General features: G+C 52.3%; 10 protein-coding genes. All 10 read left to right on the top strand.

The window, feature by feature from the left end:
- Positions 1-38 precede the first annotated feature (38 nt).
- The 10 genes from fmdA (at position 39) to ACIKP9_RS04640 (ending at position 13,281) form a co-directional block, all read left to right on the top strand.
- Positions 39-1,262 carry a formamidase gene (gene fmdA / locus ACIKP9_RS04685; RefSeq protein ID WP_230347551.1) on the top strand — a complete coding sequence of 408 codons (1,224 nt, stop codon included), beginning with the start codon at positions 39-41 and terminating at the stop codon, positions 1,260-1,262.
- A gap of 46 nt (positions 1,263-1,308) precedes the next feature.
- Positions 1,309-1,659, top strand: coding sequence for an FmdB family zinc ribbon protein (locus ACIKP9_RS04680; RefSeq protein WP_400879936.1), 351 nt, complete (start codon positions 1,309-1,311; stop codon positions 1,657-1,659).
- Positions 1,660-1,779: 120 nt separating this feature from the next.
- Complete coding sequence (urtA, locus tag ACIKP9_RS04675; protein WP_400879933.1) at positions 1,780-3,024, top strand: urea ABC transporter substrate-binding protein; 1,245 nt, start codon at positions 1,780-1,782, stop codon at positions 3,022-3,024.
- Between the two features lie 104 nt (positions 3,025-3,128).
- The gene (gene urtB, locus ACIKP9_RS04670; protein WP_400879930.1) at positions 3,129-4,046 is read left to right on the top strand and encodes an urea ABC transporter permease subunit UrtB; all 918 of its coding nucleotides are present in this window, start codon (positions 3,129-3,131) and stop codon (positions 4,044-4,046) included.
- Between the two features lie 22 nt (positions 4,047-4,068).
- Positions 4,069-5,235, top strand: coding sequence for an urea ABC transporter permease subunit UrtC (gene urtC, locus ACIKP9_RS04665; protein ID WP_400879928.1), 1,167 nt, complete (start codon positions 4,069-4,071; stop codon positions 5,233-5,235).
- Positions 5,232-5,975 (top strand): urea ABC transporter ATP-binding protein UrtD, encoded by a 744-nt coding sequence (urtD, locus tag ACIKP9_RS04660; RefSeq protein ID WP_400879925.1) that lies wholly within the window; start codon positions 5,232-5,234, stop codon positions 5,973-5,975. The genes urtC and urtD overlap by 4 nt, the downstream gene beginning before the upstream one ends.
- Before the next feature lie 64 nt (positions 5,976-6,039).
- Complete coding sequence (gene urtE, locus ACIKP9_RS04655; RefSeq protein WP_400879922.1) at positions 6,040-6,729, top strand: urea ABC transporter ATP-binding subunit UrtE; 690 nt, start codon at positions 6,040-6,042, stop codon at positions 6,727-6,729.
- A 363-nt stretch (positions 6,730-7,092) separates the two neighbouring features.
- Complete coding sequence (gene atzF, locus ACIKP9_RS04650; protein ID WP_400879919.1) at positions 7,093-8,937, top strand: allophanate hydrolase; 1,845 nt, start codon at positions 7,093-7,095, stop codon at positions 8,935-8,937.
- Positions 8,919-12,545, top strand: coding sequence for an urea carboxylase (uca, locus tag ACIKP9_RS04645; protein ID WP_400879916.1), 3,627 nt, complete (start codon positions 8,919-8,921; stop codon positions 12,543-12,545). The genes atzF and uca overlap by 19 nt, the downstream gene beginning before the upstream one ends.
- Before the next feature lie 19 nt (positions 12,546-12,564).
- Positions 12,565-13,281 carry a GntR family transcriptional regulator gene (locus ACIKP9_RS04640; protein ID WP_400879914.1) on the top strand — a complete coding sequence of 239 codons (717 nt, stop codon included), beginning with the start codon at positions 12,565-12,567 and terminating at the stop codon, positions 13,279-13,281.
- Positions 13,282-13,305: the final 24 nt, after the last annotated feature.

Genomic DNA, 13,305 nt, shown 5'->3' with positions numbered 1-13,305 from the left:
GGCCGTCATGAGTTGAGTTTCTTAAGGAGGATGTATAGATGAAGACCTTGATTAAGCTGGATTTCGACAAGCCAGCCTGGGAACAGGACGGCCAGATTCACAATCGTTGGCATCCTGATTTGCCCATGGTCGCCATGGTCAAGCCTGGTGACGAGTTCCGTGTTGAGTGCATGGACTGGACCGGTGGTCAGATCGGCAACAACGATAGCGCAAACGATATTCGTGATGTCGACCTGTTGCAGGTGCATTACCTGAGTGGCCCGATTGGTGTTGAAGGTGCTGAGCCGGGCGATCTGATGGTAGTGGATATCCTGGATGTAGGTACCTTGCAAGATCAACAATGGGGTTTCAATGGCTTGTTTGCCAAGGAAAATGGTGGTGGCTTCCTCACTGATCATTATCCTGAAGCAGCGAAAAGTATCTGGGATTTTCACGGTATCTATACCACCTCCCGCCATGTTCCCAACGTCAAGTTCGCTGGCATCATGCACCCGGGTTTGATTGGCTGCTTGCCATCCCGTGAGTTGCTGGATACATGGAACAAGCGCGAAGCTGAATTAATCGCTACTGATCCTGATCGTGTGCCAGCATTGGGCTTGCCTCCCAATCCAACGGGTGCCGTCATGGGCCGCCTGAGCGGCGAAGAGGCCTCAGCAGCAGCCAAGGAAGGCGCACGTACGGTGCCTCCACGCGATCATGGTGGTAACTGCGATATCAAGAACTTGACCAAGGGCTCGAAGATTTTCTTCCCGGTTTACGTCAAGGATGGCGGTCTTTCCATGGGCGATTTGCACTTCTCCCAGGGCGATGGCGAAATCACGTTCTGCGGTGCGATCGAAATGGCTGGCTACCTCGATATCAAGGTCAGCTTGATCAAGGATGGTGTGAAGAAGTATGGCGTCAAGAATCCACTGTTCCAGCCTAGCCCATTGACACCTAACTATCGTGACTACCTGATTTTTGAAGGTATTTCCGTGGATGAGCAGGGTAAGCAGCACTACCTGGATGTACAAGTGGCTTATCGCCAGGCTTGCCTCAACGCGATTGAGTACCTGAAGAAGTTTGGCTACAGCGGTGAGCAGGCCGTGGCAATTCTCGGAACTGCACCGGTTGAAGGCCATATCAGCGGTGTGGTGGATATCCCGAATGCGTGTGCCACCCTGTGGTTGCCAACCGAGATCTTTGACTTTGACCTGAAGCCGAATGCCGATGGCCCAGTGAAGATCATCACCGGCAACGTGGATGTCGCCAAGACATCCTGATCACAGACTTCTTGATTGACGATTTGAAAGCATAAGGGGAAGAGCCATGCCTATGTATGAATACAGATGTGATGAGTGCGGTGTGTTTTCCGCACTGGGAAAAATGAGTACCTCCAGCGAGCCTACGATCTGCCCAGATTGCGGCGAGTTGAGTGAGCGCATTGTCTCCGCACCACGCCTGGCCATCATGGGCAAGGCTCAACGAAGCGCGCATGAACGCAACGAAAAATCTGCCCATGAACCCCGGTCTACCCGCCGCTCTAGCTGTGGGTGCTCTGGGGGTCATACCTGCGGTTCATCATCGACTTCGAAGCAATCCACTCAGGGAAAAGAGAAAGGAAGCCTATTGCAGATGCAAACCAAGAAGACGGCCCGCCCCTGGATGTTGGGGCATTAGGGGTGTCCAGTATTACGTGATAGCGGCGTTGCGCCTTGCTTTCAAACAATGCTGAACATCCTAGGCAGTTAATTTAGTTGATCACCCCACTTTTTTAGTTTTAATTTCAGGAGAAATCTGATGAGTAAGACAAATCGACGCCAGTTCATCACTAAAACAGGCGCCCTGATGGGGGCAATGCTCGCAGCAGGCATTATTTCTGGTAGCGCTTTTGCTGCTGATACTTCCACTGCCAAGGTCAATACCACTGGCTTGGCTGTCACTGACAAGGTCGTGAAGGTAGGCATTTTGCATTCCTCCACTGGCACCATGGCGATCAGTGAAACCGGTTCCATCCAGGCTGAGAAGCTGGCGATTGCCCAGATTAATGCCATGGGCGGTGTACTGGGCCGCAAGATCGAGATTATTCAGGAAGACGGCGCCAGCGATTGGCCAACCTTCGCTGAAAAATCCAAGAAGCTGCTGGAAAAGGACAAGGTAGCAACAGTATTCGGCTGCTGGACTTCCGCTTCACGTAAGGCGGTATTGCCAGTGTTCGAGAAAGATAATGGCCTGTTGTTCTACCCAACTTTCTACGAAGGCCTGGAGCAATCCAAGAACGTGTTCTACACCGGTCAGGAAGCGACTCAGCAAATCCTGGCAGGCCTGGACTGGATCGCCAAGGAAAAGAAGGCCAAAACCTTCTACCTGATCGGTTCTGACTACATCTGGCCACGTACATCCATGAAGATCGCTCGTAAGCACATTGAGCAGCATCTGGGTGGCAAGGTCGTGGGTGAAGAGTACATCGCCTTGGGTGATACCCAGTTCGGCTCCGTGATCAACAAGATCAAGCTGAAGAAGCCTGATGTGATCTACGCAGCGGTGGTGGGTGGCAGTAACGTGGCATGGTTCAAGCAATTGAACGCTGCAGGCCTGAACTCCAAGAAGCAGAACATGCTGACCATCTCCGTGACCGAGGATGAAGTTCTGGGCATTGGCGGTGAGAACCTGGAAGGTTTCTACTCCGCGATGAAGTACTTCCAATCCTTGAAGAACCCAAACAACGAGAAGTTCGTTGCTGAGTTCAAGAAGATGTGGGGTCCTAAGGCTGTGATTGGTGACGTGACACAAGCTGCTTACCTCGGCCCATGGCTGTGGAAGGCTGCAGTTGAGCGTGCTGGTAGCTTCGATGTAGATAAGGCAGCAGCAGCATTGCCTGGCTACGAGTTCAAGGAAGCACCAGAAGGCTACGTGAAGGTTGATCCTAACCACCACTTGGAAAGCAAGCTGCGCGTAGGTAAGTGGCGTGCTGATGGTCAAGCGGATGTTGTTTACGAGTCCGAGTTGATCAAGCCTGATCCGTTCCCAAAGGGCTACCAATAATCACCTAGTGGTTTACATGCAAGAAGTCACAACAGCCCCGCTTGGGGTTGTTGTGGCGAGTACCAAATGTTTTATCTTCGTAAGTAAAAGGCTGGAGGCCGATTATGTTTGATTATTCAATGGCAGAGATAGGCAATATCGTTGTCATGCAGGCTTTCTCCGGATTGAGCCTGTTCAGCGTTCTTCTCCTGATGGCACTTGGCCTGGCGATCATCTTCGGGCAAATGGGTGTGATTAACATGGCCCATGGCGAATTTATGGCCATAGGCGCCTATACCACTGTGTTTCTTTCCCGGGTTGCCGAGACTTACGGAATTGTGAATTACTACTTTCTGTTCGCGATTGTTGCGGCGTTTATTATCGCGTTCATCATCGGTTATATCGTCGAGTTTGCCCTGATACGGCATCTTTACAAGCGGCCGCTCGATACCTTGCTTGCTACCTGGGGTTTGAGCCTGGTGATGCAGCAGATTTTCCGTTCTACCTTTGGTGCCAAGGAAGTCAGCGCCGTGTTGCCAGAATGGCTCATGGGCTCCTTCCAGCCGACGCCTGATATTGATATCCCGATTAATGGGGTGTTCGTGCTGGTGCTGGCTGCGGTAGTGACCTTGGGTGTCTTTATCTTCATGTTCCGTTCCCGTTGGGGCTTGCGTGTACGTGCTACGGTGCAGAACCGTGTCATGGCAGGTGCTGTGGGCATTAATACCAAGAAGGTTGACCGTGTGACCTTTGCACTCGGCTGTGGCATTGCCGGTGTGGCAGGTGCTGCGTTTACCACGATTGCTTCTACCGGCCCGACGACAGGTTCGCTCTATATCGTCGATAGCTTCATGGTGGTTGTTTTCGGTGGTGCAGCCAGCGTATTAGGCACGATTGCTTCCGCCTTCGGTATCGCCCAGGCGCAATCCATCCTGCAGTTCTTCATGACCAGTTCCATGGGCAAGGTCGCGACCCTGATGGTGATCGTCGGCATCCTCATGATGCGTCCAGAAGGCCTGTTTGCATCCAAAGTACGTAAGTAAGTAAGTAAGTAAGGGGAACACTATGAACGAAACATTAAGCAAAATGCTAGGCGGAAAGCAGGGGGCCATCGGCCTCGGCATTCTCGCCGCCCTGATCCTGGTGCTGTTGCCACTGGGGCTGGATCCCTTCCGTCTTGGATTGGTGGGTAAATACCTGACTTACGCTTTCGTGGCGGTCAGCCTGGTGTTGTTGTGGGGTAATGGCGGTATCTTGAGCCTGGGGCAGGGTATTTTCTTCGGCCTAGGTGGTTATGCGATGGCGATGTTCCTCAAGCTTGAGGCTTCTGACCCGGTGAGCACTGCGATTCAGTCTACCCCTGGCATCCCTGACTTCATGGATTGGAACCAGCTCACGGCCTTGCCATGGTTCTGGGAGCCGTTCAAGAGTTTGCCACTCACTATCCTGGCGATCCTGGTGATTCCTACCTTGTTTGCCTTCCTGATCGGTTACGCCATGTTCAAGCGTCGTGTGGGTGGTGTGTATTTCGCCATCATCACTCAGGCGATCGCACTGATCTTGAGCATCCTGATCATCGGCCAACAAGGTTATACCGGCGGTGTGAATGGTATTACCGACCTGAAAACACTGTTGGGCTGGGATATCCGTACTGATAGCGCCAAGTATGTGTTGTATTACGTCAATGCTGCATTGCTGATTGGCTGCATCCTGCTCTCTCGCTATGTGTTATCCAGCAAGTTCGGCATGTTGCTGCTGGCGATGCGTGACAAGGAAGAGCGCGTGCGCTTCTCAGGTTACGATGTATCCAACTTCAAGATATTCATCTTCTGCCTGTCTGCCATGATCTCGGCGATTGGTGGTGCGATGTTCACCTTGCAGGTTGGGTTCATGTCACCTACCTTCATTGGCATCGTGCCTTCGATCGAAATGGTGATCTTCGCAGCCGTGGGTGGCCGTATGTCCCTGATCGGTGCGGTGTATGGCACCTTGCTGGTAAATGCAGGCAAGACCATGTTCTCTGAAACCTATCCTGAAATGTGGTTGTTCCTCATGGGCGGCCTGTTCATTGCTGTGGTGATGTTCTTCCCCAATGGCCTGGCAGGTATCTACGACAAATATGCGAAGAAAGTACCTTTCCTGCGCAAGTTGTCTGAAGAGTCACCAAAAGCCAAGAAGGCTGATGCAGTACCAACGCCAGTTGAAACCAAGGAAGCAGGGGTGAAAGCATGAGTAATACTGATTTCGTACTGGCTATCGAAGACCTGACCGTATCGTTCGACGGTTTCAAGGCGGTCGACAAGCTCAATATGTACATCGACAAGAACGAGTTGCGTGTGGTGATCGGTCCTAACGGCGCGGGTAAGACTACGGTGCTGGACCTGATCTGCGGCAAGACCAAATCAACTGCCGGTTCAATCAAGTTCAAGAACCGCGAGCTGACCAAGCTTTCCGAACACGAGATCGTGCGTGCCGGGGTAGGCCGCAAGTTCCAGACACCGTCGATTTACGAGAACCTCACGGTGTACCAGAACCTGGAAGTGTCTTATCCCAAGGGCCGTGGCGTATTTGGCAGCCTGTTCTTCAAGCGTAGCGATGCCGTTGTGGCGCAGGTGCACAAGATCGCCAAGGAAATCATGATGGAGGATATCCTCGGCATGGAGGCAGCACTACTGAGCCACGGGCAAAAGCAATGGCTGGAGATCGGCATGCTGCTGATGCAAGAGCCTGAGCTGTTGATGCTGGACGAGCCAGTCGCCGGCATGAGTGCCAAGGAGCGTGACCAGACGGCTGAGCTGCTCAACCGCATCTGCCAGAACCGCTCTGTGATCGTGATCGAGCATGACATGGAGTTCGTCAAGAAGATCGCGCACAAGGTGACCGTGCTGCACCAAGGCAAGATTCTTGCCGAAGGTGCCATGGACAAGGTGCAGGCCAACGAAAAAGTGATTGAGGTCTATCTGGGCCACTAATGCCAAGATGCGGCGCGATTCTTCCAGTGTCGCGCTGCCAGCCCGGACAATGAAAGGATAGAAAATGATAGAAGTTAAAGACCTGACAGTCAGTTACGGACAAAGTGAAGTGATCCACGGCATCAGCTTTAGCGCCGCCAAGAACGAAACCCTCGCCATCATGGGCCGCAACGGTATGGGTAAGACCACCTTGTTCAAGTCGCTGATGGGTATCCTGCCGAGCAAAAGCACAAAGGCCACGGTGGATGGTGTAGATATCGGTGGTAGTGAAACTTTCCAGCGCGTGCAAAAAGGGTTGGCTTATGTGCCGCAAGGCCGCATGATTTTCCCGACCATGACTGTGCAGGAAAACATCGAGACTGGCCTGGAAAAATCCAAGTCACGCCAGATTCCCGAGGACATCTACGCCTTATTCCCCGTGCTTTACGATATGCGCGGTCGCAAGGGTGGCAACCTGTCCGGTGGTCAGCAACAGCAATTGGCGATTGCCCGTGCATTGGTGACCAACCCTAAAGTGTTGCTGCTGGATGAGCCGACTGAAGGTATCCAGCCATCCATCATCAAGGACATTGCCAAGGTGCTGAATGAAATCCGCAAGATGCGCGAAATCACCATCATTGTGTCTGAGCAGGTGTTGAGCTTCACCATGGAAATCGCGGACCGCATCATCGTGATTGATAAGGGCAATTTCATCCACGAGAACAAGCGTAGCGAAGTGGATGCGGCCAAGATCAAAGGCTACCTCTCCGTATAAGAAAACAAACAAAACAGCCTGCTGGCGGCGTTGCGCTCACTTGCCGTACTTATTGTACTGTCTGCGTGTCGCGCGCCTTGCCAGCACCGCTGTGCTGGCTTTTTTGATTGTTTTGAACGTGGGAGGGATTCAATCAGTGATTGAAACTGGTATTGGTTATAAATTGACTTCAGACTTCATGATGCACTTAATCAGTTTTCGACTATGTCCTATTGCCTAGACTTGCAAGATGAACTCAATGATGCAGATCATTTGCAATCTCGGTTCAGACTCTTAATTTAACAATGCAATACGCAATATTGCGTATTTCCGGTCGCAAGGTAGCCCTTTACTCTCTGTCTTGTATACAAGATGGAGCACAAAATGGCAGCAGGCACTCAAAGCATAGGCTGGACAATCGCGGATTGGGCCGCAGCATATGCAAATCACCAAACCCCTCAAGCATTACTTTCCGAACTTCTATTAACTTTCGATCAGGATGAACCGGCCTGGATCTGGATTGCATCCGAGGCACAACTGGATCGACAGCTAGCTCAACTCGCAAAGCTGCTTGCCGATCATCAAGGCGACAAGAGCAAGCTGCCGTTGTATGGCGTACCTTTCGCCATCAAGGACAATATTGATGCCAAAGGCTGGTCTACGACAGCAGCTTGTCCTGCTTATCAATATCAGGCTGAGGTAGATGCCACCGTCGTGGCCAATCTTCAGGCTGCAGGTGCGATTCTGCTGGGCAAGACCAACCTTGACCAATTTGCTACCGGGCTGGTCGGCACTCGTTCTCCGTATGGCGCTGTACCCAATACCTTTAACCCGGAATATGTCAGCGGAGGCTCAAGTTCAGGCTCGGCATCAGTCGTTGCCAGAGGACTGGTTACTTTCTCACTAGGTACTGATACCGCAGGTTCAGGCCGAGTGCCGGCAGGCTTCAATAATATTGTGGGCTTGAAACCTACACGGGGCTGGTTAAGCACCGCTGGGGTGATTCCCGCCTGTCGCAGCCTGGATTGTGTTTCCGTGTTTGCATTAACCGTCGATGATGCCGTCAAAGTCGCACAGGCAGCTGGCGGTTTTGATGCTGCCGATCCTTACTCTCGCCAAAATCCCAATACTGCATCTACCAAAGTATCGTCTAAGCCCAAACTTGCGATCCCCGATAAACTGGAATTCTTCGGTGACAAACAGGCTGAGCAGGTTTATCTGCAATCACTGGAAAAACTCCAGGCCATGGGGTGTGAAATTGAGGCGATCGATTACAGCCCATTCTCTGAGCTGGCTGAGCTACTTTATTACGGGCCGTGGGTGGCAGAACGTACAGTGGTACTCAATGATTTGCTGAAGAGCGATCCTGATGCGATCAACCCGGTGGTGGCCAATATCGTACGCAACGGCGAGAAATATTCGGCTTGCGATACCTTTGCCGCCGAGTATAAACGGCAGGCGCTGGCTCGCACGATTCAGCAGACCTTATCGGCTTATGATGCCTTGGTTGTTCCTACCACGCCAACTATTCGCACACTGGTAGAAATCGAGCAGGAGCCTGTCGCTTACAACTCCCAGTTCGGCACTTACACTAACTTCACTAACCTGGCTGACCTCAGTGCCTTGGCGCTGCCATCCGGGTTCCGGGAGGATGGCCTGCCTGCGGGTATTACCTTGATTGCCTCAACTTGGCATGACCAGGCATTGGCTGATTTGGGTAAGCGCTGGCAGGAATTTCTCTCACTGCCCCTTGGTGCAACTGGTCGCGCGTATACCAGCCATCCCGATGCTGACGACAACCTTGCGAGCAGCGTGAAAGTGGCCGTGGTCGGTGCGCACTTGACCGGCATGCCACTTAATTTCCAGCTGACCACGCGTGATGCGGTATTGATCGAAACCACCAAAACTGCGCCAGAGTACAAGCTCTATGCATTGCCTGGCACCACGCCTCCCAAGCCAGGTTTAGCCAGGGACAGCAAGGGCGAATCCATCATCATCGAAATCTGGGAAATGCCGATTGCCCGGTTCGGAGAGTTCGTCAGGGAGATTCCGCCACCGCTCGGTATCGGGAATGTGAAAACCGAGGACGGTCGGATTGTTAAAGGATTCATCTGTGAGCCGTGGGCGCTGGAAGGCGCATGTGACATTACGCACTTTGGCGGATGGCGTGCCTTTATCCAGAACAAGAACCAGACAGAAAAGGGCATCGCATGTTCAGTACCGTATTAATTGCCAATCGTGGCGAAATCGCCGTACGCGCCATCCGTACCCTGAAAAAACTCGGGGTCAAGAGTGTGGCTGTCTACAGCAATCCAGACCGAAACGCGGCGCATGTGCAGGATGCGGACGTTGCAGTAGCACTCGGCGGCGACAAGGCCAACGAAAGTTACCTGCTGATAGATAAGATTATTCAGGCTGCCAAGGAAACGGGTGCTGAGGCTATTTATCCAGGCTATGGCTTTCTGTCTGAAAGCGCTGACTTTGCAGAACGCTGTGAAGCAGAAGGTATTGCGTTCATCGGCCCGACCCCGGAACAGATTCGTGAGTTTGGCCTAAAGCACAGAGCGCGTGAGCTTGCGGCTGAAGCTAATGTCCCCATGGCGCCCGGTAGCGGCTTGCTGGCAACGCTGGAAGAAGCATTGACCACAGCAGAAGGCATTGGCTATCCCGTCATGCTCAAGAGCACGGCAGGTGGCGGTGGTATTGGTCTGACGCGTTGCGATAGCGAGGAAGATCTCAGGAATGCCTATGACTCAGTCAAGCGTATGGGCGAGCAGTTTTTCAGTGACTCGGGCGTGTTTCTTGAACGCTTCGTAGATCAGGCAAGGCACGTGGAAGTGCAGCTGTTCGGCGATGGCCTGGGCAATGTTGCCGCTTTGGGAGAGCGTGACTGTTCCTTGCAACGCCGTAACCAGAAAGTGGTTGAAGAAACCCCAGCACCTAACCTGCCAGAAGCAACCCGCAAAGCGATGCACCAGGCCGCTGTTGAGTTGGGCAAGCTGGTCAAATATCGCTCCGCTGGCACAGTGGAATTTATCTACGACCACAAGCGCGATGAGTTCTACTTTCTGGAAGTAAATACACGATTGCAGGTTGAACACCCAGTGACCGAGATGGTGACGGGCTTGGACTTGATTGAGTGCATGCTCAAGGTGGCTGCAGGTGATACAGACTCTCTGGATTGGGAGCGTATGCATAGTGCTCCTCAAGGATGTGCGATCGAGGTACGGATCTATGCAGAAGACCCATTACGGAATTTCCAGCCTAGTCCTGGTGTACTGACAGAAGTTTACTTCCCGGACGATGCGCGTATCGATGGCTGGATTTCGACCGGCACGGAAGTGTCGGCTTTTTATGACCCCATGATTGCCAAATTGATTGTGCATGGCAGCGACCGTGCCGCGGCGATCAAGAAAATGGAAACTGCATTGGCCCACACGCGCCTGCACGGCATTTCCACCAATCTGCAATATCTCCGTCAGATCATTACCAGCCCGGAATTCAATCAGGCTTCATTCTGGACTAGGTTCCTTGACCACTACCAGTTCGTGCCTGCCGTGATTGAAGTGCTGGAACCTGGCACTTATACCAGTGTGCAGGACTATCCAGGCCGTCTGGGTTACTGGAGCATAGGCGTGCCACCCTCCGGCCCGATGGACGATTACGCGTTTCGCTTGGCGAATCGTATCGTCGGCAATCATGAAAGCGCTGCCGGACTGGAATGCACACTGCAAGGCCCCAGCCTGAAATTCCATCAGGATGCCGTGATTGCACTGACAGGTGCCGATTGTCCCGCGACATTGGACGATGAGTTTGTTGCTTATTGGCAGCCTATCAACGTCAAGGCAGGTCAAGTGCTGAAGGTAGGCCGGGCTGCTAGTGGTTGCCGCACTTACGTTGCAATCCGTAATGGTATCGATGTGCCTCTATACCTTGGTAGCCGATCCACGTTCGCCTTGGGTCAGTTCGGCGGACATGCAGGCCGGACACTACGGCCTGCGGATATGTTGCAGATTGCCGATCCGGCATTGCCAGCATCCACAACACCTGCACCAATCAGCTTGCCGCAGGCGATGAGTTCCGACCTGATCCCACATTATGGGACAACCTGGAACATCGGAGTGCTGTATGGCCCGCATGGTGCGCCTGATTTTTTTACGTTGGAGTCCATTGATGCCTTCTTTGATGCCGAGTGGGAGGTGCATTACAACTCCAACCGGCTGGGCATCCGTTTAACCGGCCCCAAACCAAGCTGGACGCGTACCGATGGTGGTGAAGCCGGATTGCACCCCTCCAACGTGCATGATTGCGAATATGCGATAGGCAGTATCAACTTTACCGGCGACTTTCCTGTCATCCTGACGCGCGATGGCCCCAGCCTGGGGGGCTTCGTCTGCCCAGTGACGATTGCCAAGGCTGAACTGTGGAAGGTCGGTCAGGTTAAGCCCGGTGACAAGATCCGCTTCCATCCAATTAGCTTCGATGAAGCCCAGGCGCTTGAGCAAGCCCAATTGAGCACGCTGGAAACCCTGTGCGAGCAAGCAACGCCAGCACATACTGGTTATTCATTACTGCCTAGTGATACCAGCTCCGCGACTATCCTGGCTGAACTACCAGAAGAGGGGTATCGTCCTTCAGTTACCTATCGGCAGGCGGGTGATGCCTACATCCTGCTTGAATACGGCGACAATGTACTGGACTTGGCACTGAGGTTGCGCGTGCACTTGTTGATGGAGGCTATCAACAAGGCTCAAATTACTGGGCTTGAAGAGCTAGCTCCTGGTGTGCGTTCGTTGCAAATCCGCTATGACAGCAACAAGATTCTGCAAAACGACCTGATCCAGCGGCTGTTAGCGTTGGAAGCACAATTGCCGGATGCCAACAATATCAAGATACCTAACCGGGTGGTTTATCTGCCAATGGCATTTGAGGATTCCGCCACTCTAGGGGCAGTGCAACGCTACCAGGAGACAGTGAAGAGCAAGGCACCATGGTTGCCCAACAATGTGGACTTCATTCAGCGTATCAATGGACTGTCGTCGCGCGATGAAGTGCGTGACATCATCTTCGATGCCAGTTACATGATCCTGGGCTTGGGCGATGTCTACCTCGATGCGCCTTGTGCCGTGCCACTTGATCCAAGGCACCGATTGCTGACATCCAAATACAATCCGGCTCGCACCTTTACGGCAGAAGGCACGGTGGGTATCGGCGGCGTCTATATGTGCATCTATGGCATGGATTCGCCGGGCGGCTATCAGTTGGTAGGCCGAACCCTGCCTATCTGGAACAAGTACGTGAAGAATGCCCAGTTCAAGGATGGCAAGCCATGGCTGCTGCATTTCTTTGACGAGGTGAGGTTCTATCCTGTCTCCGAGGATGAGCTGACCAAGCTACGCGAGGAGTTCAGGGAAGGCCGTGCCGAGATACGCATCGAGGAAAGCACATTTGACTATGCCGCCTATCTCGATTTCATTGAAAGAAATCAGGACAGCATTGCCACATTTCAAGCCAAGCAGAAATCGGCTTTTGATGCAGAGGTTGCCCTGTGGCAAAACAGTGAAGAAGATGAGCAACAAGCCGATATTGCCCTAGAGCAGGACGACATTGATGACACTCTTCATAAAGTGCTGGCCAATCTGAATGGTAACGTCTGGAAGATACTGGTTGAACCAGGGCAAACCGTGGAAATAGGTGACACTCTGATGATTGTCGAAGCCATGAAAATGGAAATGACGGTTCAAGCCAGTGTTGCAGGTAGGGTGCACCATGTACGTTCCAAGGTAGGCCATATTGTCTCACCAGGGGATATGTTGGTTCTCATTGATCCTCAATAAGTGGAAAGCGGCGGTTTAAGTGCAATTACAGCAGCCTAGTGTAAAAGAGGGAGAACTACGAAAAAACAGACCTCCTGCGATTGCTGAGCGCATATATCAGGCGATTAAGGATGATATTTTTGAGTTTCGCCTGATTCCTGGTGACCGGTTTACTGAGCAGGAAATAGCGCAAAGGCTCTCTGCCAGCCGGACTCCCATTCGTCAAGCCTTGTTCCGCTTGCAGCAGGAGGGCTATGTCGAAGTTAGATTCCGTAATGGCTGGCAGGTTGCCCCTTTTGATTTTGAGAAGTTTGAAGATTTGTATGAATTGCGCATCGTGTTGGAACTGGATGCCATCAAGCGCTTGGGGCAATTCTCACCTGACCACGTATTGATTGCATTAAAGCCGTTGAGCGATATTTGGTTGGTTAAACAAGATGCAAGACTGACTGATATTGCTAGGGTTTCGGCATTGGATGAATCATTTCACTGTAGTCTGGTTCGTGCGGCAGGCAATGCAGAGATCGCCAGGGTACATCAAGATGTCAGCGAAAAAATCAGAATCATCCGGCGGCTCGACTTTACGAAGCCTTCACGGATTACAGCTACTTACGACGAGCATACCCAGATTCTCAAAGCCATTCTGAAAAGTCGCAGCGATGAGGCATGTCGTTTGATGCAAAGTCATATTGAGCTGAGCAAAATGGAAGTCCGCAAGATAACGATTCATATGCTGCATGAAACTCGCTCTATATAAGTCTTACCAGAGGAGTCTTTTTTT

It is taken from the genome of Methylobacillus methanolivorans, assembly GCF_044751345.1.
Lineage (GTDB): Bacteria > Pseudomonadota > Gammaproteobacteria > Burkholderiales > Methylophilaceae > Methylobacillus > Methylobacillus methanolivorans.
This window is presented reverse-complemented; position numbering and strand designations above follow the sequence as displayed.

Excerpts from the sequence above, each read along its gene's own strand:
- ACIKP9_RS04680 (WP_400879936.1), top strand. The coding sequence starts at position 1,309 with ATGCCTATGTATGAATACAGATGTGATGAGTGCGGTGTGTTTTCCGCA.
- urtB (WP_400879930.1), top strand. The coding sequence starts at position 3,129 with ATGTTTGATTATTCAATGGCAGAGATAGGCAATATCGTTGTCATGCAG.
- atzF (WP_400879919.1), top strand. The coding sequence starts at position 7,093 with ATGGCAGCAGGCACTCAAAGCATAGGCTGGACAATCGCGGATTGGGCC.
- urtD (WP_400879925.1), top strand. The coding sequence starts at position 5,232 with ATGAGTAATACTGATTTCGTACTGGCTATCGAAGACCTGACCGTATCG.
- urtE (WP_400879922.1), top strand. The coding sequence starts at position 6,040 with ATGATAGAAGTTAAAGACCTGACAGTCAGTTACGGACAAAGTGAAGTG.
- urtA (WP_400879933.1), top strand. The coding sequence starts at position 1,780 with ATGAGTAAGACAAATCGACGCCAGTTCATCACTAAAACAGGCGCCCTG.
- urtC (WP_400879928.1), top strand. The coding sequence starts at position 4,069 with ATGAACGAAACATTAAGCAAAATGCTAGGCGGAAAGCAGGGGGCCATC.
- fmdA (WP_230347551.1), top strand. The coding sequence starts at position 39 with ATGAAGACCTTGATTAAGCTGGATTTCGACAAGCCAGCCTGGGAACAG.
- uca (WP_400879916.1), top strand. The coding sequence starts at position 8,919 with ATGTTCAGTACCGTATTAATTGCCAATCGTGGCGAAATCGCCGTACGC.